The following is a 22,912-nucleotide window of genomic DNA, read 5'->3' on the forward strand; positions in this document are numbered from 1 at the left end:
TTAAAACGTCTTCTTAGTTTTTATAAATACCAATTGTCATTTCTCCTTGAGCGTTCATAGAGGCACGATACATCCCTGCCGTGTTGAATTCAGCGACCATATTACCGTCTTTATCAATTGCAATAATACCACCATCACCTCCCAAGGCGGGCACTTTTTTCTGGATGACTTCTTCAGCAGCTTCTTTCAGGCTTAGACCTTTGTATTCCATCAACGCTGAAATATCGTGAGCGACCACGGCCCTGATAAAAAACTCTCCCCAACCTGTTGAAGATACTGCACATGTAGCATTATTTGCATATGTTCCGGCACCAATTATTGGCGCGTCGCCTATGCGGTTCCATTTTTTATTGGTCATCCCACCTGTTGAGGTTCCCGTGTTTGTCAAGCGCAGCAGCCCCAACGGTGCCAAATTTTGAATCTTTAATGAAGGGATCGATGGAAGCAGTTTTACCATCGTGGTCAAGTTGGGTTTTTTCAGAATTTTTGATGCGCTTTAAAGATTGAAAACGGTTTTCAGTGTAGAAATAGGAAGGGTCAACCAATTGGATTCCCTGTTCAGAGGCAAATTGTTCAGCACCTTCACCACTGAGCATCACGTGGGGAGAATGGGTCATCACTTTTATGGCAAGGTCAATGGGGTTTTTAACACGTGTAACACCGCTGATGGCACCGGCATCCTGAGTGTTACCCACCATTACTGAAGCGTCGAGTTCGTTGGTTTCGTGATGTGTAAAGACAGCTCCCTTCCCGGCATTGAATAACGGCGAATCTTCCATTATTTTAATAGTTGCTGCAATGGCTTCTAAGCTTGTGCCATCGTTTACTAATATACCGTGTCCTGTTTGAATGGCTCGTTCCAAAACTTCTTGATATGCTGCTTCTAAGGAATCGCTCATATTTTTTTTTAGAATGGTTCCGGCACCTCCATGAAGAATGATTCCGAAATTATTTTTTGAACTTTTCTCTTCTATATCAGATGTTATTTTATCGTTTTGAGGCTCATTTTTGTCGGAGCAAGCACTAAAAAAGAACATTAATAATAAAAATACTACAAAATTTTTCATAATTTTTTTCAATTAGTTTTAAAGATTAGAAAATACGCATAAATACTGTTATTACGAAATGTTTTTGTCGTTAGAAATGTAAGAAAAAAGTAGTTGTAAAAACTACAAAATCCGATGAAATGCAAAAAAAATAGGATAAAATGTAAATTGTAATAAAAAAATACTTACATTTGGATTGTATTAATTCCCAAAGTTAATACAAAAATTAAGTTCCCAAACTTAACCTACTTACTATGAAAACAAAATTACACGGACTTTTAGTCTTAGCCATGCTTGTCGTTTTTACATCTTGCTCCAAAGATGAAATTGACCAAGCAGATGATTTAAATTATGAAGTTGATTTAAACATCGTTCAGAAAAATGATCTTGAAATGTCAAAAGACATTTTAGATCTTGTTAATGACCACAGAAATTCTATTGGTCTTACACCCCTAACTATGGATCAACAATATGCTTCGGCTTATGCGGTTGACCATACAGATTACATGATTGCATTGAGTCAAATTAATCATGACAATTTTCATTTACGTTCCAAAGCTTTAAAAGATAAAGGAGCTATGCGGGTAGGCGAAAATGTTGCTTATGGTTATGATGATGCCGCATCTGTTGTGAGTAGCTGGTTAAACAGCCCTTCTCACAGAGAAATCATTGAGGGTAATTATACACACAGCGGTTTTGGAGTTTTTAAAGACCATAAAGGACGTTACTTCTTTACGCAGTTATTTTATTTGAAATAGATTCCTATGTCAAATTTTCCTATTTTTTATTTTTAGGATAGAAGCATTTCCTGTATTTTTATGAAAAACTAAAACTACAGGAAATGGCTATTCAAAAACCTTTTAACCTTAACAAGTGGGTTGAAGAAAACAGAGACCTTTTAAAACCGCCTGTTGGAAATAAAAATCTCTACAAAGAAGCTGGCGACTATATTGTTATGATTGTTGCCGGTCCTAATGCACGCAAGGATTATCACTACAATGAAACCGAAGAGCTGTTCTATCAACTTGAAGGTTCAATAAATGTAATAATTCAGGAAAATGGTCAGCGTAAAGAGATGAAACTCAATGCCGGAGATATGTATTTACATCCGGCCAAAGTGCCCCACTCACCTTCAAGAAGTGCCGGTTCCATTGGATTGGTCATTGAGCGCAAACGCGCGGGAAAAGGTTTTACAGACGGACTCCTTTGGTTTTGTGATAATTGCAATCACAAAATTCACGAAACTTATTTTGAACTCCACGACATTGAAAAAGATTTCTTACCCCACTTCAAGAAATTTTATAACTCTGAAGCACTGCGCACCTGCTCAAATTGTGGCACTGTAATGGAAACTGACCCGAGGTTTACAGATAGTGGCAGCTAGTTTAAAACAACTAACTTTTCTTTTCTTTGGGGGTTGAAATTCATACCTTCGCAAAAACATTTTTTAATTTTTCAGAAACTATAATTATGGCAACAACAGCGACTGCATTTGACATTCAGGATGCGTTAGATCAATTAGGTATAAAACAAACTAATTTAGGAACGTCAACAGGTTCCAACTGGTTTTCTTCGGGTGAGGAAATTGCTTCCCATTCACCTGCAGATGGTGAACTTATCGGAAAAGTAAAGACCACTACAAAAGAAGACTATGAAAAGGTGATGACTTCTGCAACTGAAGCCTTTAAAACCTGGCGTGTGATGCCGGCTCCTCAACGCGGAGAAGTGGTACGTCAATTTGGTGACGAATTGCGTCGTTTGAAAGAACCGCTAGGGAAACTGGTCTCATATGAAATGGGAAAATCCTATCAGGAAGGTCTGGGCGAAGTTCAGGAAATGATCGATATCTGTGATTTTGCTGTGGGCCTTTCGCGACAGCTTCACGGATTGACCATGCACAGTGAGCGCCCCGGGCACAGAATGTATGAGCAATACCACCCGCTTGGTGTGGTTGGGATTATCTCAGCTTTTAACTTTCCGGTAGCGGTTTGGGCCTGGAACACGGCTTTAGCCTGGATTTGTGGCGATGTGTGTGTTTGGAAACCCAGTGAAAAAACGCCGCTTTGTGGGGTAGCTTGCCAGCATATTGCGGCAAGGGTATTTAAAAATAACGGTTTGCCCGAAGGCATTTCCTGTTTAATCAACGGCGATTACCGCGTGGGTGAAATGATGACCAAAGACAGACGCGTGCCCTTGGTTTCAGCCACAGGTTCAACCCGAATGGGAAAAATTGTTGGCAAAACTGTAGCCGAACGCCTTGGAAAAACCTTACTGGAACTTGGCGGAAACAATGCCATTATCGTAACTCCCGATGCTGACATTAAGATGACCGTTATCGGTGCTGTATTTGGTGCCGTGGGGACTGCAGGACAACGATGTACTTCAACAAGAAGATTGATAATCCACGAGTCTGTGTATGATAAAGTAAAAGATGCCGTGGTTGCTGCTTATAAGCAACTGCGCATTGGAAATCCATTGGATCAAAACAACCACGTGGGGCCGCTTATTGATACAGATGCGGTGAAAATGTATCAGGAAGCTTTGGACCGTGTGGTGCAAGAAGGCGGAAAAGTGATTGTTGAAGGCGGCGTTTTAAGCGGTGAAGGTTTTGAAAGCGGCTGCTATGTTAAACCGGCTATCGCTGAAGCAGAAAATCATTTTGAAATCGTGCAGCACGAAACATTTGCACCGGTGCTATATTTAATGAAGTACAGCGGCGACGTGCACAATGCACTTGAACTTCAAAACGGTGTCAACCAGGGATTGTCTTCAGCGATAATGACCAACAACCTGCGTGAAGCAGAAGCCTTCCTCTCCCATGCCGGGAGTGACTGTGGTATTGCCAATGTCAACATTGGTACCTCAGGAGCTGAAATTGGCGGTGCCTTTGGAGGTGAAAAAGATACCGGTGGCGGACGTGAAAGCGGTAGTGATGCCTGGAAAATCTATATGAGAAGACAGACCAATACTATTAATTATACGACTGAGTTGCCTTTGGCACAGGGTATCAAGTTTGACCTGTAATATTTATATTAGGAATTAGAATTAATAAAACCTTCTCATTTTGAGGAGGTTTTATTATATTTGGTAAAACCCTTTTGATGAAAAAGTTAATTCTCATAGTCGCATTTTTTGTTTCTCAAGCCACTATTGGGCAATATTACACGTTTCAGGTTTTTACCAATTATGAAGAAATTTTTCAAAATAATGGTGACGAGTGGCAATTAGTGGAACCTTTTTACAGCTTTTTAAGTGAGCATGGGGATTATGATATTTATATAGCAATGAATGAAGAAGACTATTTTGATGATGACCCCGGTAATTATATATTTCCAATGTTTGTAGTTCCTGAGCAGGCTAATGCGTTTGAAGATTTATTGATAAACAGCGATATAATATACAAATACATAAGATACAATGATGAAGCTTCCTATTTTTTAGATAGGTTGCACTTAGAGTATCATACAGGAATGGTCCTGGAGTTTTTGGGCATTCAAGATGGTATTGTACAAACGGATCATGAGCCATTGAATATTCTATTTGAAGCTTTTCAGGTAGATAACTATTCCCAACTTTCACCTAGCATCCCAAATTTTTACCTTTTAAGATGTAATGGATGCGACATCTCTCAACTAGCTCAAGAAATTATTGATATTGAAATAGTTGAAAATGCAGGATTACTGGAGTATTCTTATATACTTAGCTTAAATGAAATTGAAAAAACAAATGGGTTTATATTATCGCCCAACCCAAACAACGGGAACTTTGAAATCTTATTAAATAGTAATGAATTGATTGGCACATCACTTGTTATTTTTGATGCACTTGGAAGAATAGTTTATGAGGAAAAACTTTTACAGTTTAAAAGCACTATTCGCCTGAATGGAATCGGTCCCGGCCTGTACTTTGCGCAACTTAGCTACAATGAAAGAACTAGCGTAAAAAAAGTCGTTGTTAAATAATCATTTTTATTTTTTACACTTCACAATCTAAGCTCAAATTGTATACATTTGAAGTAAAATTCACTCAATTGAAAAATATTTTTTTAATCCTATCAGCATTAGTTGTTTTAGGTTGTAATCAAAATGATGATGTTGCCTGCACTCAGGAAGCCAGAGCAGGATTAAATGTCACGGTTAAAAATGCTATAACAAACAATTATTTGGGTTTAGGAACCACAGTTCTAGCAACTGATGGCAATTATTCTGAAACCCAAGAATATATGGAGGGTATTGTACCCTCTTTTGTGGGAGCCTGGGAGCGGGAAGGAAATTATATCCTCAGAGTTTCGGCTGAGGGGTATGCTACTTATATTTCGGAGACCATCACGGTGAATTCAGATGAATGTCATGTGATTCCTCAACAGGTAGAAGTATTGCTGCAGCCTGAATAAATATTAGAATCGATATCCAATTCCCAGTCCGCCGTGAAATTCGATTGCCGAGAAGCGCTCTTTTACTTCATCGCTAAAGTTTCGTCCAACGCTTCCATAAATAGCAATGATGAATGAATTGCTGAAATTCCATTTGTAACCGGAGCCCAAACCAACGATGAACGTATTCATATCAGTTGTTATCTCTCCAAAATTGGTTTCTTCTTCAAAATCACCAAAACGGTACTTCACAAAAGGATTAAAAAACAAACCCGAACCGGGGTTTTCAGTTCCGAAATAGAAATTATAACCCAATTTGAAACTGTTTGTATTGAACTTTTTTGAATTGGTTTCATCATAAAAATTAATACGATCATTGATTAAAATCTCGGCATCTATCGACTGGTTGTAATCAAACAGGTATTCATAACCCACTTCAACCGAGGCAATAGCAATCACATTGGCAATATTGAGTTTGATTTCATTGTTTGGGAACTCTTGTGCAGTGAGTTTTAGCGAAAGAATCAATGCAAAAATTAGTATGAGCGTTTTTTTCATTTTTGAACAGATTGATTGTCGTTTACTAAGTTAGTTAAATTTAGAAATATCAAGGTTGATTTCTTCCTTTTTCAGAGGGGTATAAAGTCCAAACGGGATCACTTTGCCAATAATCTTGTGTATTAATATCCATAATTGTCACCGGGCCTTTAAACGCAGCTCCTGTATCTATATTCCAGACATTTGCTGCTTGATATGGGGTTGTTTTTCCAATTCGGGTTACTGGGGTGTGACCAATATAAATTTGTTCAAACAATTTCAATCTAGTCGGATAAAAAGGATGGTCCGGTTTTAATTTTTTGTCTAAAGCCAGGGCAAGTTCCCAAAGGGTTCTATCCCAATATGCAGCGGTTGCATAATGTTCAAAAGTTGGGCCACGCAGGTTTTGGAAACCGGCATGAATGAACAAGTTATTTTTTGAATCAATATAAAAATCCTGAAGGTTTTCAAAAAAGGAAATATGACTTTCAATTTCGTTTTTATCAACATTGCTATAGCTGTCAATACTTGATTGACCACCTTGTTGGACCCAAAGGGAAGATTTTTCGTTGTTTGCCAGATATTGGTGACATAAGGCGTCATGATTTCCTCTTATAAATATACATTCGTTGTTACTAGAAAGATTGTTCAAATATGAAATCGTTTCTGCACTTTCGCTCCAGCCATCAACATAATCACCCAAAAAGATGAGGGTGTCCTTATTTTGAACGGAAGCCCGGTCAAGAGCTTGTTTTAAACCTTTCAATCCTCCGTGAACATCTCCAATTACTAAAGTTCTCATTTTAATTTAATTGTAATTTACTTTTCTTAAAATACGCATTGCATCTTTATATGATGAATAGATTTTATCATCATATGATTTAATATAGGGCTTTGCTTCTTCTAGTTTTGTTTTTGCATCCTCAAAATTATTTAAATAGCAAAGTAAATAGGTTGCCGGAAGGTTTATGATGTCTTTTTCTTCAGCTTTATTTAATGATATATTTTTTTTGAGTTTGTCGATAAGCGCATTGTTACTGTTGTAAATATGATACAATGTTTTTTTATTAAACTGAGGCGGGTTAAACACAAGATTGCTGTTAATTTTATAGGAACCATTTTCGTTAAAAACGATTAAAAGCTCTTCCAGCGGAAAATATTTAACGTTGTTGTGTAGCCCCAGTTTGACAAATTCAACAATTTTGAAATAATCTTCAGAAAATTCAATGGTTATTTTGTCTAAAGCTGAATAAAACAAACGCACCTGCTCGTTAATCAACTCAATATCTACGCGCGAGTAAAACACCGTGTCATGCACTCTTTTAGGAATTCCTGCCCAGCAAACAACAAAAATTTCTTTAAACACCTTGTAGTGGGTTTCAAGGTCGTTGTGACGATTCACTACAAAATCCATCACACCATCCAGCGTAAGTTTTATGTTGTTTTTGGCGTGGTTTTCAATTTCGGAAACAATGGCTGAATTGACATCTTTAATTTCAATATCAAACACTTTAGGCATTGAGATACTGCCATCTCTAAAAAATACACTCCCGCCCCAATATTTCCAAATGTTTTTTTTGAGTGAAGTGATTTGATCAATGGGCCTAATACTTACCAGACCAACGACTAATCCCTCTTTTAAATGAGGAAAGGGGATGTTTTCATAAGTGACTAAAGGGGCATTATCAAGATAGGCATTTACAAGATTTTGTATTTTACTGTCATCAAAAAAATCAACCCCCACAATTATGTTGCTGGTGTCATCAACACCCACAATGATATAGGAATTGTTTTTGGGGTTGGAATTACTTAACGCGCAAATATGTTTTAAAAACTTTGCTTTTCCTTCTTTGTTACTAAAATCAAACTTTAATTTTTTATCATAAAAACTACACTCATCATTGTGAGCCAAAAGGTTTTTGATAAGCAAGCGTTTATTAATCATAATTATGTTTCCGCCCCCAAATTTATTTGAGGAGGAATCTTAATTTTTAAACTTTCTGTTTTTTATTTACAATGGTGCTACTGGCTTGGTCAATACTCATCACAACCAAATCTGCTATATTAACGTGTTTTGGACGCGTTATGGCAAAGTAAATGATCTCTGCTATGTCTTGTGGCAAAAGTGGTTGATAGCCGTCGTAGACTTTGTCTGCGCGATCTTTATTGCCTTTAAACCGCACTTCACTGAATTCGGTTTTTACCAGTCCCGGGTGAATGGCGCCAACTTTTATGCCTGTTCCGTTTAAATCAATGCGAAGACCTTGGTTAATAGAGTCAACTGCTGCTTTACTGGCACAATAAACGCTTCCTTTTGGATAGACTTCTTTGGCTGCAGTAGAACCTATATTGATTATATGGCCTGAGTTTTTTTCAAGCATACCCGGCAACACTGCTTTAGTTACATAAAGCAAGCCTTTTACATTGATGTCTATCATAGCATCCCAGTCATCAATACTCCCTTCTTGGAAGTTATCAAGTCCGTGTGCATTACCTGCATTGTTAACGAGGATGTCAATTTTAGAAAATGATTTTGGAAGACTTTTGACGTTTTTTATAACTTCATTTTTATTGCGAACATCAAAAGTAAGAGTGTGAACTTCAGTGAATTTTGAGAGTTCTTTTTGAATGGCATCCAGACGGTCTTTTCTTCTTCCACATAGAATTAGCCGGATATTGTTTTTTGAAAAAAGTTGAGCAGTTGCTAGACCTATCCCCGAAGTAGCTCCTGTTATTAATGCTGTTTTAACTGTCATATAAGATGAATGATTAGAACATAAATGTAGCATTTTTATCTTTCTTATTGAAGTTAATTTTAGTTAATGAGTGCGTTAACGACTGTTAAAAAAATACTTTATCCTTTGTTATGGGGTTAACTTGATTAATAAACCTAAATCTAAAAATCATGAAATGTATTTTAAAAATTAGTTTTTTAAGTATTCTCTTATTCTCTTTTGTGGCATGTAGTGATGATGACGACTCTAATGCTGATCAAGCTTCACGTATAATGGTGAATTTGACTGATGCTCCAGGCGATTATGAACACGTTTATGTTGATGTACAAGATGTAAGAATAATTTATGGAGAAAATGGAGAAGAAGTAACAATCGGCAATATCAATGCCGGAGTATATGATTTACTTGAGCTTACAGGAGGAGTAAGTGTTTTACTGGTAGATGAGGAAATCCCCTCAGGTGCGATTACTCAAATGAGACTTGTTTTGGGAGAAGAAAACTCCGTTGTAATTGATGGGGAAACCTTTCCTTTGCAGACGCCCAGTGCGCAACAATCGGGTTTAAAGGTACAGGTTAATCAAACCTTGGAACCGGGAATTCTTTATGAATTTACACTCGATTTTAATGTAGAAGAGTCTATTGTTGAACAAGGAAACGGAGGGTATTTATTAAAACCTGTTATTAGAGCAAGTACTGCTGCTGAGTCTGGTTCAATTTCCGGTCTGGTATTACCTTTGGGAGTTCAATCTCTTGTTACAGCCTCAAATAATGAAGGCACAGTTTCTGCATATACCAATGCAGAAGGTAATTTTGTGCTTCACGGAGTTTCAGAAGGAATTTATACTGTAACAATTGAACCTGAATTTACTTCAGAATTTGAGATAATTGTCATTGAAAATGTTGAAGTTGTAAACGGAAATGTAACCTCAATGGGCACTATCGAGCTTTTGTAACCCTGCTTATTAAATAATAAATTTATTCAGGCGGTGCTAATTAGCACTGCCTGATATTTTTAACCAATTGTTAACAACAAAACTGATGATATTTTTTCAATTTGCATCCTAATTAAAACATCCCTAAAACCCAATAAAAATGGAAGATCCAAACGCAACAATTGACATTGGAGCATTAAACGAAAAAATTGAAAAAGAAAGTGCTTTTGTTGATATCCTTTCTTTAGAAATGAATAAAGTAATCGTTGGCCAAAAGCATATGGTTGAACGCTTATTGATCGGTTTACTGGGACAAGGACACATCCTTTTAGAAGGGGTGCCCGGTTTAGCAAAAACTTTGGCAATTAATACCTTGTCGCAAGCAGTTCAGGGAAGCTTTAGCAGAATTCAGTTTACTCCAGATTTACTTCCGGCCGACGTTATTGGAACCCTGATTTATAATATGAAACTCAATGATTTCAGTATAAAAAAAGGACCCATTTTTGCAAACTTTGTACTAGCAGATGAGATTAACCGTGCCCCTGCAAAAGTGCAGTCTGCACTTCTTGAAGCAATGCAAGAAAAACAAGTAACCATAGGAGAAGAAACATATAAACTTGACAAACCATTTCTGGTAATGGCTACTATGAACCCGATTGAACAAGAAGGAACCTATCCTTTGCCCGAAGCTCAGGTAGATCGATTTATGCTAAAAACGGTTATTAAATATCCGCTTTTAAATGAAGAACAGCTTATCATTAGACAAAACCTGAAAGAAAGTTTTAATAAAGTAAACCCTGTGATTTCCTTAGAGCAGATAAAAAGAGCACAAGATGCCGCCAGAGAGGTTTATATGGATGAGAAAATCGAAAAATATATCCTCGACATTATTTTTGCAACCAGAACGCCAGAAAAATTTAATCTGTCAGAATTAAAACCACTTATTCAGTATGGAGCGTCTCCACGAGGGAGCATCAACCTGGCAATAGCATCAAAATGCTATGCTTTTATAAAAAGAAGGGGATATGTAATCCCTGAAGATGTTAGAGCCGTAGTTCACGATGTGCTTCGTCACAGAATTGGAGTGACTTATGAAGCTGAAGCTGAAAACATCACTTCTGAAGATCTTATCAATAAAATTGTGAACCAAATCGAAGTGCCATAATCAGTTAATAGTCATTTGCGGTGAGATTGTTTGAAAAAACCAACTCCAATAGTTAATAGCTAGCACTTAACAACCCATTATGGATACTAAAGAACTTCTAAAAAAAGTACGGAAAATTGAAATTAAAACCAGAAGGTTGAGCGATCATCTTTTTGGAGGAGAATATCATAGTGCTTTTAAAGGAAGAGGGATGACCTTTAGCGAAGTGCGTCAGTATCAATTTGGCGATGATGTCAGAAACATTGACTGGAACGTGACTGCACGCTACAACGAGCCTTTTGTTAAAGTTTTTGAAGAAGAACGCGAACTAACTTTAATGCTATTGGTTGACATCAGCGGTTCTGAGTTTTTTGGATCGACAGTACAATTTAAAAATGAAATCATCACAGAGATTGCTGCAACATTGGCTTTTTCTGCTTTACAGAACAATGATAAAATTGGACTTGTTCTATTTACTGATCAAATAGAGTTTTACATTCCACCTAAAAAAGGAAAGTCTCATGTACTGAGAATAATAAGAGAGTTGATTGAATTTGAACCAAAAAGTAAAAAAACCAACATTTCTAATGCACTGGAGTTTCTATCAAATGTGATGAAAAAGAAAGCCATCTCTTTTGTGATTTCCGATTTTATTACAGAAGAAAATTATGAAAATGCCCTAAAGATCGCAGCCAAAAAACACGACTTGACCGGAATTCGCATTTATGACCAAAGAGAAGAACACATTCCAAACCTGGGAGTTGTTATGGCAGAAGATGAAGAAACAGGAGAATCAGTTTTAGTTGATACAACCTCTAAAAAAGTGAGAAACAGCTATGCCAAATACTACCTTGAAAAAGTTAACTTTTATCAGCAAACTTTTAAAAAGAGTGGTGCTGGAACTATGAATTGTAGAGTTGATGAAAGCTATGTAAAAAAGCTGTTGGGTTATTTTAAAAATCGAACATAAACAAAAAGTAGTTTGCAGAAGAAACACAAATGAATCAAAAATTTAATACAAATCAATTTAAGATTAATCTCCCTGGAAACTCAAGGTTGATTTTATTATTGTTTATCACCATAGGCTTTTCATATACATCTTTAGCACAAGTACAAGCAACTTTAGACACAACAGCATTAAAAATCGGGGAAGAGTTTCAATATACAATTGAAGTCGTATCTGATTCAACTGATACTGTTCAGTTTCCCGAAGGACAACGATTTTTACCCTTAGAAGTTATTGAATATTATCCTACTGATTCGGTTTTTGAGAACCAAAAAACACGTTTAATTAAAAAATATGGACTTACACAATTCGACTCCGGCAGGTATGTAATACCATCTCAAATGGTAAGTATCAACAATCAAAATTTTTATACAGACTCATTGTTGGTAGAAGTATTTGATGTGGAAGTGGACACTCTCAAGCAAAAAATGTTTGATATCAAACCAGCCATAGAGGTTCTGCCGGTAAAATCCAACTGGTTAAACTACTTATTCTGGACATTACTCATTGTATTAGCACTGATACTATTGGGTTATTTAATTTTCAAGCAAAAGAAAAAAATTGAGCTGGCAAAACAACAACTTCCACCATTTGAAGAAGCACTTGTAGCCTTGCAAACGCTTGACACTTCAGCATTTTTGAGAGAAAACAAAATCAAGGAATACTATTCCGGTTTAACCGAAATTGTTAAACGCTATTTAGACAGGGAAGTAGATGAAGCGGCACTTGAAAGCACAACTGACGAGCTAATCAGTAAATTGCAACTCCATAAAGACGCCGGCCATCTTGATTTTGACAAAGCAACCATCAATAAGTTGCGAGAGATTTTAATGAGAGCAGATTTAATCAAATTTGCCAAAATGCAAATGGAGTCAGGCCAAGCGCAACTTGACCGAGCTGAGATTGAAGAAATCATCAAAGAAACTCATGAATCAATTCCTGAGCCAACCGAAGAAGAAAAGTTACAAGACGAACGCTTTAAAGAAGAACTTGCTAAGAAAAAAAGAAGGAAAAAACGTCTTTTGATTGTTACAGGGGTAGCTGCCTTTTTGATGATTGCGCTTGCTGTAGCGACACTTCTCTTTGGAATCAATCAAATAAAAGACACCCTTTTAGGGAATTATACCCGGTCACTTGTTGAAAAAACTTGGGTAAAAAGTGAGTATGGTTATCCGGCAGTAATTTTAGAATCGCCTGATGTACTTGTGCGAAAAACTTCAGATGAAGAATTTGTAATTTCTAAAAACCTGGAAGATATTTTCACTTTTGGAGATATCCGAGAAAAAATATATGTCTACATCGGAAGTTCCAAAACCCAGGATACAACCCCGGAAGCTTTAGAAAATATAATGGAAGAAAAGCTATTGTTGCTCGAAGAGGCTGGGGCCACCAATCTAATCGTGATGGATGAACCGTTTACCACTGAAAACGGAATTAACGGTATAAAAGCCTCAGGCGAATTCAACATTAGTTTGGGAGAAAATAAATACAAAAAAGAAAAAAGTGAATATGAATTACTCATTTTTTCTCAAGGAGGCATAATCCAAGAAATTTTAATTGTCATCGAAAAAGGAGATGTATATGCACAACAAATTAAAGATAGAATATTAAACTCTGTTGAAATAGAAGTACAAAAATGATGATACCATTACAGTTTGAATTTGTAAACCCTGAGTTTTTCTGGTTGTTTTTACTACTTCCGGTTGCTGTAGCATGGTTTTTTTGGAAATACAAAAAGAGTACAGCTTCAGTAAAACTTTCGTCATTAAAGGGTTTTAAGACCAGCTCCAATTGGTTGCCAAAGTTTAAGCCTGTATTAATTATTTTTAGGCTCATTGCCTTGTCTCTACTCATCATAGCGATGGCACGACCACGTTATGTTGACAACACTTCAAAAATCAAAAAAACTGAAGGTATTGACATTGTTATGGCCGTTGATGTTTCAGGAAGCATGCTTGCCAGGGATTTGAAACCCAACCGACTTGAAGCGCTTAAAAGTGTAGCAACAGATTTTGTAATGGAAAGGCCAAATGATCGTATAGGCATTGTTATTTATGCCGGTGAAAGCTACACACAAGTACCTTTAACCACTGATAAAAATGTAATTGTAAATGCCATTGAAAACATTTCTTATGGTGGTGCCATTGAGGACGGAACAGCAATCGGAATGGGACTTGCAACAGCTGTAAACCGTTTAAAAGACAGTCCCACCGAAAGTAAAGTGGTCATTTTATTAACAGACGGTGTAAATAACAGTGGTGTGATTGACCCAAAAATCGCCACCGAACTTGCGCTTGAATTTGGGATCAAAGTATACAGTATTGGTCTGGGAACAACCGGGATGGCACTTTCGCCTGTGGCGATCAATCCAAACGGGTCTTTCAGGTATGCAAATGTGCCTGTTGAAATTGATGAAGAGCTTTTAAAGGAAATTTCACAGCTCACGGGGGGCATTTATTTTAGAGCAGCAAGCACAAGTAAATTAGAAGAAATTTATGACGAAATCAACAAGTTGGAAACCACTGAAATAGAAGAGTTTCAGTTTACGAGTTATGAAGAAAAATTCCGACCCTTTTTATTGGTAGCCGGAGGTTTGTTATTGTTTGAGTTTTTATTGAGAATCACACTTTTTAGAAGTTTTATATAAATGTATCAACTGGAAGCATCATATTATTTGTATTTGTTAGGCATCATTCCTCTGGTGTTACTGGCATTTTTAATGCTTTACTTTTGGAAACGAAAAGCCCAAAAACAATTTGCAGAACAAGAGGCGCTCCTAAAATTAAGCCCCGCTTATTCAAGATTTAAGTCGGTTTTAAAGCTCGTGGTTTTTTCATTTGCGTTTATTTTACTAATTATTGCAATTGTAAACCCCCGGGTAGGGACTCAAATGGAGGAAATAAAACGCGAAGGTGTTGATGTAGTTTTTGCAATGGATGTATCAAAAAGCATGCTTTCAGAAGATATAGCACCAAACCGGCTTGAAAAATCCAAACAGCTCGTTTCTCAGCTTTTAAATGCGCTGGGAGGTGATCGTGTAGGAATTATTGGTTATGCCGGCGCCGCATTTCCTCAACTACCCATCACAACAGATTATAATGCAGCGCGAATGTTCCTCAACTCAATGAATACAGATATGGTTTCCTCACAAGGAACAGCCATAGGTGAAGCCATCGAGTTGTCAAAAACCTATTATGACAATGAAAACCAAACCAGCAGGGTTCTGATTATCATATCAGATGGAGAGGATCACCAGGGAAATATCGAAAATGCCATCAACGAAGCGTCAGAACTTGGAATAAAAGTGATTACAATTGGTGTTGGAACACCTGCAGGCGGTCCTATTCCCATTAAAAGAAACGGAGTTCTTCAGGAATACTACAGAGACAAAAACGGGGATCGTGTAATCACCAAAATGGATGATGTGGTTTTAAAACAAATTGCTCAAACTACTGACGGACTCTTTCTTTATGGAGATTCCACAACTGAGGTTGTTGATGGAGTTAAAGATTATCTTAACAAGCTTGACAAAGAAGAGTTTGAAACTATGCAGTTTTCGGCATTTAAAAGTCAATACCAATGGTTTTTAGCCGGCGCTTTATTATTATTCTTTCTTGATATCTTCTTGCTGGAAAGAAAAACTTTTTGGTTAGAAAAGTTGAACCTTTTTAATGAAAAAACCAAATGAGAAATACGCTGATTTTCATACTGCTGTTGAGTTTTTCTTTTCTTTTTTCACAAACTAAAGAGGAGCTGGCACGTCAAAAAGAGATAAAAGAATTACTTTCCAAAGCTCAAGATGCTATGGAAGAAGATGATTTTGCTTCCGCGGAAGCGGCATACAGAACCGTTATTGCCACCGACCCCCAAAATGCTACTGCAAAATTCAATTTAGGAAATGCCTATTATAAAAGAGACAAAAACTCGGAAGCTTCAAAACGATTTATACAAGCTGCCGAAGTTGCAGAAACAAAAGCAGAAAAACACAAAATATTTCATAATTTAGGGAATGCCTTTATGAACAAAAAACAATATAAACCGGCAGTGGAAGCATATAAAAATGCATTACGATACAACCCAAAAGACGACGAAACAAGATATAATTTAGCATTAGCAAAAAAAATGCTTGAAGAACACGGTGACAGTGGTGGTGGCGGAGATGATGAACAAGAGCAAGAAAATCAAAACGAAGAGCAAGAAGGCGAAAATCAGGAAGAACAAAACCAAGGGAACGAAGGACAAGACAATAAGGATAAGAGTGGTGAAGGAGAAGAAGAAAAACAAAACCCTGAACAAAGTGACCAAGGAGATCCAAAAGAAGAAAAAGAAGGTCAAGATCAGGGACAACCAAAACCTGTAGAAGGAAAATTGTCTCCCCAACAAATCAAAAACCTGCTTGAAGCCATGAATAACGAAGAAAAGAAAGTTCAGGATAAAATAAATGCCGAAAAACAAAAAGGAGTCAAAGTAAAGACTGATAAAGACTGGTAATTAACTTTTTATGAATATTTTTAAATTTTTTAAGTAAAGATTAATACTAACCAAGCAAAAGGAATTTTAAATTCGCACGTGAATCAATAATTATGAAAACCCAACATATATTTGTTGCTCTCTTTTTTTTACTCGCAGGCCCACTGTTTGCTCAAGTAAAATTTGAAGCGAAGGTGAGCAAGGAAAAACTTGGTGTAAATGAGCGTCTCCGTGTTGATTTTGAGATGAATCAGGATGGAGATAATTTTCAACCTCCAAGTTTCAATGGCTTTAGAGTTGTTGCAGGTCCCAATCAATCGGTTAGTAATATGTGGATTAACGGGAAACGCACGTATTCAAAAACTTACAGCTACTTCTTATCACCCACAGCAAAAGGAACGTTTACAATTGGTCAGGCCAGCATTGAAATTGATGATGAAATTTATAAAACTATACCAATTGATGTAGAAGTGGTTACGGCAGTTGACACGCCAAAGGATGGTGACAACAAAGACATAGCATCACAGGGAGACATACATCTGGTAGCTGAAATTTCAAAAACCAATCCTTATTTGAATGAAGGGATCACAGTAGTTTATAAGCTTTATGTTTCCCCTGAAACTTCAGTTAGTGGCTGGCGCGAAATTGACCGTCCAAAATATGCTGATTTTTGGAGTCAAAATATTGACAATGACCAATTGCAGGTGCACGAAGGCACTTATCAAGGTAAGCCTTATCGATATGCAATTTTGAGAAGCACCGTGCTATATCCTCAAAAATCTGGTAAGCTTGAAATTGAACCCCTGGCATTAGATGTTCAGGTGGAGGTGAGAACAAACAGACGAGATATTTTTGGCCGCCCTTTTATGACCCGCGTCAACAGAACACTTACTTCTTCAACCCGAACGATTGATGTAAAACCACTTCCGCTTGAGGGACAACCTGCAAATTTTTCAGGGGCGGTGGGTAAATTTGATTTGGATATAAAAACAAACAAGACAAAACTTGATGCGAGTGAATCTTTAGAACTCGTGGTTCAAGTAAAGGGGAATGGAAATTTAAAACTGTTTAATCCTCCTAAAATAACACTTCCAAACACGTTTGAAGTTTATGAACCGGAATATAAAGAAAATGTAAACACCACACTTTCGGGAATGAGAGGCAGTATAAGTGAAAGTTATACTGTTATTCCACAATTTCAGGGAAATTACTCTATCGACCCGTTTTCTTTCAGCTATTTTGATCTGGAAACAAATTCCTATAAAACTTTAACTACAGAAGGCTTTGAAATAGAAGTAGAAGGCGGTTCTGTAGCCGGCACTCCTTCAAATAGCTCATCGTCACCTAAAAGGCAACCTGTTGTTTTAAATAGTGAGCAGTTCAAGTATATTAAGCTTAAGCCAAACTTGGTGGAAGAGAAACAGCCTCACTTTTTTAAATCACCACTTTTTTGGTCACTAATAACAGGGCCTATGTTAATGATACCAATTTTTATTTTTGTAGGGTTAAAACGCAAGGAAATTGAAAATGATGTAGCAGGTCAACGATTAAGAAAAGCAAACAGACTAGCAAAAAAATATCTTTCAGAAGCTAAGAAAAACAGAGGAGACCAAAAGTTATTTTATGAGTCCTTAGAACGTGCATTGCACAACTATTTGAAAGCAAAACTTACAATTGAAACTTCAGACTTTTCTAAAGAGCGCATAGAAGGAATTTTACTTGATAAAGGAGTCAAACAAGATTCAGCAAGCGAATTTATTGACATTTTAAAAAGTTGTGAATATGCCCGCTATACACCCACAACCGAAGGAGCAATTCAAATGGATTATGAAAAATCTGTGGATGTTATTTCAAGTATTGACAAGCAAATTTAAAGACCTTTCCAGCCGGAAATTATACTATTTAACCTGTAGATTGTAAATTTTATCTAGATGAAAACGTTGATTTATATAGTGGTATTTACTCTTAGCTTTGTTGCTTTTCCACAAAACGAAAATGCTTTTGAAGAGGGTAAATCACACTATAAAGAAGCCAATTATGAAGCAGCTATTAATACTTGGGAGTCAATTTTGGAGTCCGGTAAACATTCTGCTGCGTTGTATTACAACTTAGGAAATGCCTATTTTAAGTCAAATGAAATTGCACCCAGTATTTATTATTATGAAAAAGCTTTAAATCTTGCACCGGGTGATTCAGACATTGAAAATAACCTAGCCATAGCACAAAGCCAAACAGTAGATATTATTGAACCACTCCCTAAAAATCTAATCTCTACTTGGGTTGAAAATGCAATTTCAGCTTTTTCATTTGACACTTGGGCATGGATGAGCGTTTTTTTAGTTTTTGTGTTTGCAATACTATTTTTAATCTACTTCTTTTCAAGAAGATCCTCAATTAAAAGAATCTATTTTTCAGGAGCTTTTATTGTTTTGTTTTTTGCAATTGTTAGCCTTTACATCGCATTTATGAGTTATAATAGCTTTACAAATGATCGTTCAGGAATTATTTTTGCCACCAGTACCCAGGTGAGGAGTGAACCCTTAAACCGAAGCGAAACTTCCTTTGTATTGCATGAAGGAACTAAAGTTGAAATAATTGATGAAGATGATGACTGGTTTCGTGTGCAGCTTGCAGATGGCAAAGACGGTTGGGTGCAAAAAGGGGATTTAAAGGAGTTATAGCACGTCTGAGATTTAATATTGTATTAACAATAATATTTTATTCTTTGTTTATTTTTGCCTTCAAATAATTCAAAAATATGCGTCAATTCGTAAGCTTATTTTTTATTTTACTTTTTTGGGCTTTTTTGGCAACACCTACTTTTGTTGCTTTATTTGATAATTCTCCAGATATTTCTTATATTCATTCGACTACCGAAGAAGAAAAAACTCATTCTGAACGGTCAATAGATGAAAGTGAAAATAAACAGATCCATAAAATATATTCTTATGATTCTGATTTGAATGGATTAAACATTAAAAATTCTTTAAAATCTTCAGAACCCATTTGGAGTACAGTTTATTTTGAAATAAATTCTCCACCACCCGAGATTGTATAACTTCTTTTGGTATTAAGTATTTCCTGTGCATTCATTTTTCATAATGAGATGCAGTAATTGAGTGGTCGCTCATTTTTAATAAACAATTTAAAGGAAACTCAGTTAATTTTCTCAGGAAATTCTATCTATTATTCTCATCAAGAGACTGTAATTAGGCAAGGACTTGTTAAAAGTATGTTCTATAAATTTAATTTGAAGATTAATGAAAAACATTGTATACTTTATTTTATTAATAATGATTTCGATTCCGGCACAATCTCAAAATAGTGATATTGGCAATTGGTGGATTTATTTTGGGAACAAGCAAATTAATGAAAAGTGGAATCTGCATCACGAAGTTCAATACCGTAACTTCAATTTTATTGGTGATACAGAACAATTGTTGTTAAGGGCAGGCCTTGGTTACAATTTAAGTGAAAAGAACAACAACTTATTGTTGGGTTATGGTTTCATATACAGTGAGCCCTACATTGGAAATTCAGACGATAAAACAAACTTTAATGAGCACAGGATTTATCAACAGTTTATTACACGTCAAAATTTCAATAAACTGTCACTGCAGCATCGGTATCGTTTTGAACAGCGTTTTATTGAAGAAGACTTCAAACTCAGGCTGAGGTATTTCTTAGGACTAAACTATTCCTTGTCTCAAAAAGAAACCATGGACAATACTTTTTATTTGTCAATGTATAATGAAGTTTTCCTAAATACCGAAGGAAACTATTTTGACCGAAACCGATTGTATGGTAGCCTGGGTTACAGATTTTCAAAGAGCATAAAATCTGAAATCGGTTTTATGAACCAAACATTACAAAACAGTTCACGAAACCAACTCAACATTATAACATTTATAAACTTTTAAATTACATACGGACATGCTGAACACCGTTTAAAAAAGTAAGCAATAATCTTAAAAACTTAAACAATGAAAAAGTTAATTATTTTTGGTGTATCATTAATGCTGATATCACTGGTATCATGTAATGATAAAACCACAAACCAAAATCAAAATATTACGCAAGAAGATAAAGATACTCTAGAAATAAATCAAGAACCCCTGGTAAATAAAGTTTTATCAAAAGAAGAACGCGATGCTATGACCCCTGATGAAGTTTTACAAATTTTTAAAGATGGAAACATGCGGTTTATGAATAATGATTTAACCGTTAGGGACCATTCTAAAGATGTGAGAGAGACAGCTTCAGGTCAGTATCCCAAAGCAGTTGTATTATCTTGTATTGACAGCCGTGTTCCTGTAGAAGATGTTTTTGACAGGGGTATTGGCGATATATTTGTAGGTCGTGTTGCCGGAAACTTTGCCAATGAAGACCAATTAGGCGGTATGGAATTTGCCACTAAAGTATCGGGTTCAAAACTCGTTTTAGTAATGGGGCACGAGCACTGTGGTGCTGTCAAGGCTGCAGTAGACGATGTTAAACTTGGTAATATTAGCGGTTTGTTGTCAAATATTAGACCTGTTGTTGAACAAACTGAATATGAAGGCGACAGAACCTCATCAAACCAAGAGTTTGTTGACCTGGTTTGTGAAAATAACGTAAGACACACCATTGAGAAAATAAGAGCAAACAGTTCCATTCTCAAAGAAATGGAAGAAAAAGGTGAAATAAAAATTGTTGGAGGCGTTTATGATTTGGACACAGGTGAAGTTATATTTTTAGAATAATGCCCTATTGTTTGATATTTGTTAAACAATGATTTCTTAAAAGATGTTGACAGGTTTGCCTGTCAACATTTTTTATTTAATTTAACACTAAAAGAGTTATTTTAAAACTTCATATTTGGTAGTATTGAAAATGAAAAAAGGAATTTTTTGTTGAAAAAAGAGGCTTCAATAGATTTTAACGATTAAAAAAACTAATTTTAAATAATTAAATAATTAAATACTATGGATGCATTTTATAAATCGCTTTTAGACAATAATAAAAAATGGGTGGAGAGCAAACTTTCAGAAGACGCAGAGTATTTTGAAAAATTAGCTAAAGGGCAGCAGCCACCATTACTATGGATTGGTTGTGCAGACAGCCGCGTACCTGCAAACCAAATCATCGGCGCAAAACCAGGAGAGGTTTTTGTTCACAGAAACATAGCAAATATGGTAGTGCATTCAGATATGAATATGTTAAGTGTTGTAGATTATGCCGTGAGTGTACTTAAAGTAAAACACGTTATTGTTTGTGGCCATTATGGTTGTGGAGGAGTGAAAGCTGCTATGAGCAATCAATCCTATGGGGTTATTGACAACTGGATAAGACACATTAAAGATGTTTATAGACTTCATAAAAAAGAACTGGACGCAATTGAAGATGAAGATAAACGCTTTGATACTTTTGTGGAACTCAATGTAAAAGAACAGGTGTTTGACTTGGCAAAAACATCCATAGTTCAAACTGCTTGGAAACATAATCAGGAGTTAACCCTTCACGGTTGGGCTTACGGGGTTGGATCAGGTATTGTGAATGATTTAAATGTAAATATCAGTAATGACAAACAACTGGAAGAGGTCTATCAGCTTAATTTTTAAGTTTCAAACTCCTCTTTATCATTAACATACCCTTCAATACTTTTAATCAATTTAGGAAGTACCAAGGGCGCAAGCTTTGAAACAGGCTTATATAAAATGGATGCTTCCTTTTTTTCTTCATTTAAAAATAAAACTTCGGTTTCAAAAGAATTCAAAAAAAGAAGAATTACACTGGCGATAAACCCCATTTTTAAAACACCAAACAAACTTCCCATCAATTTATTTACAAGTCCCAGAGCAGCAAAATCTGCAGCTTTTGTAATAATTCTTGCAATCACTGAAACCAAAAAAACAATGCCAATAAAGGTGATGGCAAAGGCTGCAAGATTTAGGGTGTGTTCGCTCCAGTTTGTTTGCGAAACCAAGAATGACGCTACATAATGTGAAAAATAGATAGCACCTATCACGCCTAAAAAAAGACCCGCCAAAGAAGCCAATTGCACAAAAAGCCCTTTTCTAAATCCTTGAACCAGTCCGATCAATAAAAAGATTCCTAAAACAATATCAATACTATTCATAAAAAGGGTTTAAGCTGTGTAAATATAGTAAAACTTGAAAAGGGGTTTGTATCTTTGCACAGATAATAGTAATAAACAATTAATTATCTTAAAAGCACATGGTAAGAGACATACAATTAAAAGAACGCTGGGAAAGGGTAGTGCACTTATTAAGTCAAAAATTTGCCGATGGTGAAACGCTCGATATAGATGCCGTCATTTATTTGGTGGGTGTTCAGGAGTTTGGTCATTTTGACCGAAAATTTAAGAAAGATGAAAAATTAAACTTAATGCACATTGCTGTTTGCCGTTTGTTAGAGCCATTTGGGTTTTATGAATTTGACTATCAGGATGAAGACGGCTGGCCTCATTATAAAATTAAAGAGCATTTGCCGCCTTTAAAAGCCGGTGAACAAAGCATTTTAATGAAAGAAGCCATTGTTGAATATTTTTTAGAGAAAAAGATTATATCTTAAATTTATTTTAAAAAGTTCAGATTGTGTGGATTAAACTTCTTCTATTAAACCTCGCACTTCTGAATATATATTTTTAAATTTACCCACTTTAAATCGC

At 36.1% G+C, this 22,912-nt stretch carries 24 protein-coding genes and 1 pseudogene; 19 read left to right on the forward strand and 6 right to left on the reverse strand.

Going from position 1 to position 22,912, the window contains the following annotated elements; all coding sequences use genetic code 11:
• Positions 1-13 precede the first annotated feature (13 nt).
• Positions 14-1,067: pseudogene (locus tag IEV69_RS00910) on the reverse strand (isoaspartyl peptidase/L-asparaginase family protein).
• A 233-nt stretch (positions 1,068-1,300) separates the two neighbouring features.
• On the opposite strand from IEV69_RS00910, the gene IEV69_RS00915 reads away from it, so the two are divergent.
• From IEV69_RS00915 to IEV69_RS00935, 5 genes are all read left to right on the forward strand, one after another.
• Positions 1,301-1,804 (forward strand): CAP domain-containing protein, encoded by a 504-nt coding sequence (locus tag IEV69_RS00915; RefSeq protein ID WP_188438536.1) that lies wholly within the window; start codon positions 1,301-1,303, stop codon positions 1,802-1,804.
• 83 nt (positions 1,805-1,887) lie between these two features.
• A complete protein-coding gene (locus tag IEV69_RS00920) occupies positions 1,888-2,430 on the forward strand; it encodes a 3-hydroxyanthranilate 3,4-dioxygenase (RefSeq protein ID WP_188438537.1) in 543 nt (180 codons plus the stop codon).
• An 86-nt stretch (positions 2,431-2,516) separates the two neighbouring features.
• On the forward strand, positions 2,517-4,070 hold the full coding sequence (amaB, locus tag IEV69_RS00925; RefSeq protein ID WP_188438539.1) for an L-piperidine-6-carboxylate dehydrogenase: 1,554 nt from the start codon (positions 2,517-2,519) through the stop codon (positions 4,068-4,070).
• A gap of 77 nt (positions 4,071-4,147) precedes the next feature.
• On the forward strand, positions 4,148-5,008 hold the full coding sequence (locus IEV69_RS00930) for a T9SS type A sorting domain-containing protein (protein WP_188438541.1): 861 nt from the start codon (positions 4,148-4,150) through the stop codon (positions 5,006-5,008).
• Positions 5,009-5,076: 68 nt separating this feature from the next.
• Positions 5,077-5,439, forward strand: a complete 363-nt coding sequence (locus tag IEV69_RS00935) for a peptidase associated/transthyretin-like domain-containing protein (protein WP_188438543.1) — start codon at positions 5,077-5,079, stop codon at positions 5,437-5,439.
• Positions 5,440-5,442: 3 nt separating this feature from the next.
• Here the strand turns inward: IEV69_RS00935 and IEV69_RS00940 are convergent, their stop codons facing one another.
• The 4 genes from IEV69_RS00940 to IEV69_RS00955 are packed head-to-tail and all read right to left on the reverse strand — an operon-like array spanning position 5,443 to position 8,711.
• Positions 5,443-5,976, reverse strand: coding sequence for a DUF3575 domain-containing protein (locus tag IEV69_RS00940; protein ID WP_188438545.1), 534 nt, complete (start codon positions 5,974-5,976; stop codon positions 5,443-5,445).
• A 49-nt stretch (positions 5,977-6,025) separates the two neighbouring features.
• On the reverse strand, positions 6,026-6,757 hold the full coding sequence (locus IEV69_RS00945) for a metallophosphoesterase (protein WP_188438546.1): 732 nt from the start codon (positions 6,755-6,757) through the stop codon (positions 6,026-6,028).
• Positions 6,758-6,763: 6 nt separating this feature from the next.
• Positions 6,764-7,900 carry an ATP-binding protein gene (locus tag IEV69_RS00950; RefSeq protein ID WP_188438548.1) on the reverse strand — a complete coding sequence of 379 codons (1,137 nt, stop codon included), beginning with the start codon at positions 7,898-7,900 and terminating at the stop codon, positions 6,764-6,766.
• A gap of 46 nt (positions 7,901-7,946) precedes the next feature.
• A complete protein-coding gene (locus IEV69_RS00955) occupies positions 7,947-8,711 on the reverse strand; it encodes an SDR family NAD(P)-dependent oxidoreductase (protein ID WP_188438550.1) in 765 nt (254 codons plus the stop codon).
• A 149-nt stretch (positions 8,712-8,860) separates the two neighbouring features.
• On the opposite strand from IEV69_RS00955, the gene IEV69_RS00960 reads away from it, so the two are divergent.
• The 13 genes from IEV69_RS00960 to can all read left to right on the forward strand — a co-directional run bounded on the left by IEV69_RS00960 (position 8,861) and on the right by can (position 21,842).
• Positions 8,861-9,643, forward strand: a complete 783-nt coding sequence (locus IEV69_RS00960; RefSeq protein ID WP_188438552.1) for a DUF4382 domain-containing protein — start codon at positions 8,861-8,863, stop codon at positions 9,641-9,643.
• 139 nt (positions 9,644-9,782) lie between these two features.
• The gene (locus tag IEV69_RS00965; RefSeq protein ID WP_188438554.1) at positions 9,783-10,787 is read left to right on the forward strand and encodes an AAA family ATPase; all 1,005 of its coding nucleotides are present in this window, start codon (positions 9,783-9,785) and stop codon (positions 10,785-10,787) included.
• A gap of 79 nt (positions 10,788-10,866) precedes the next feature.
• Positions 10,867-11,736, forward strand: coding sequence for a DUF58 domain-containing protein (locus IEV69_RS00970; protein ID WP_188438556.1), 870 nt, complete (start codon positions 10,867-10,869; stop codon positions 11,734-11,736).
• Positions 11,737-11,765: 29 nt separating this feature from the next.
• Positions 11,766-13,412, forward strand: a complete 1,647-nt coding sequence (locus IEV69_RS00975; RefSeq protein ID WP_188438558.1) for a DUF4381 domain-containing protein — start codon at positions 11,766-11,768, stop codon at positions 13,410-13,412.
• Positions 13,409-14,419, forward strand: coding sequence for a vWA domain-containing protein (locus IEV69_RS00980; RefSeq protein WP_229741251.1), 1,011 nt, complete (start codon positions 13,409-13,411; stop codon positions 14,417-14,419). Before IEV69_RS00975 ends, IEV69_RS00980 begins: the two co-directional genes overlap by 4 nt.
• Positions 14,420-15,460 (forward strand): vWA domain-containing protein, encoded by a 1,041-nt coding sequence (locus IEV69_RS00985; protein ID WP_188438560.1) that lies wholly within the window; start codon positions 14,420-14,422, stop codon positions 15,458-15,460. It begins immediately after the preceding gene.
• On the forward strand, positions 15,457-16,263 hold the full coding sequence (locus tag IEV69_RS00990) for a tetratricopeptide repeat protein (protein WP_188438562.1): 807 nt from the start codon (positions 15,457-15,459) through the stop codon (positions 16,261-16,263). The genes IEV69_RS00985 and IEV69_RS00990 overlap by 4 nt, the downstream gene beginning before the upstream one ends.
• 92 nt (positions 16,264-16,355) lie before the next feature.
• The gene (locus tag IEV69_RS00995; RefSeq protein WP_188438563.1) at positions 16,356-18,116 is read left to right on the forward strand and encodes a BatD family protein; all 1,761 of its coding nucleotides are present in this window, start codon (positions 16,356-16,358) and stop codon (positions 18,114-18,116) included.
• A 57-nt stretch (positions 18,117-18,173) separates the two neighbouring features.
• Entirely contained in the window at positions 18,174-18,923 is a 750-nt protein-coding gene (locus tag IEV69_RS01000) for an SH3 domain-containing protein (protein ID WP_188438565.1), read from the forward strand.
• Positions 18,924-19,000: 77 nt separating this feature from the next.
• Positions 19,001-19,300, forward strand: coding sequence for a hypothetical protein (locus IEV69_RS01005; protein ID WP_188438567.1), 300 nt, complete (start codon positions 19,001-19,003; stop codon positions 19,298-19,300).
• Positions 19,301-19,502: 202 nt separating this feature from the next.
• Entirely contained in the window at positions 19,503-20,162 is a 660-nt protein-coding gene (locus tag IEV69_RS01010; RefSeq protein WP_188438569.1) for a DUF2490 domain-containing protein, read from the forward strand.
• A 63-nt stretch (positions 20,163-20,225) separates the two neighbouring features.
• A complete protein-coding gene (locus tag IEV69_RS01015; RefSeq protein WP_188438570.1) occupies positions 20,226-20,984 on the forward strand; it encodes a carbonic anhydrase family protein in 759 nt (252 codons plus the stop codon).
• Positions 20,985-21,206: 222 nt separating this feature from the next.
• Entirely contained in the window at positions 21,207-21,842 is a 636-nt protein-coding gene (gene can, locus IEV69_RS01020; RefSeq protein ID WP_188438573.1) for a carbonate dehydratase, read from the forward strand.
• On the opposite strand, the gene IEV69_RS01025 is transcribed toward can, so the two are convergent.
• Entirely contained in the window at positions 21,839-22,360 is a 522-nt protein-coding gene (locus IEV69_RS01025) for a CvpA family protein (protein ID WP_188438575.1), read from the reverse strand. The two genes, can and IEV69_RS01025, sit on opposite strands and share 4 nt — an antisense overlap.
• A 98-nt stretch (positions 22,361-22,458) precedes the next feature.
• On the opposite strand from IEV69_RS01025, the gene IEV69_RS01030 reads away from it, so the two are divergent.
• Positions 22,459-22,815, forward strand: a complete 357-nt coding sequence (locus IEV69_RS01030) for a hypothetical protein (protein ID WP_188438577.1) — start codon at positions 22,459-22,461, stop codon at positions 22,813-22,815.
• The last annotated feature ends 97 nt before the right edge of the window (positions 22,816-22,912 follow it).

Origin of the sequence: Planktosalinus lacus, from assembly GCF_014640155.1 — a bacterium.
In the GTDB taxonomy this organism is placed as follows: Bacteria; Bacteroidota; Bacteroidia; order Flavobacteriales; family Flavobacteriaceae; genus Planktosalinus; species Planktosalinus lacus.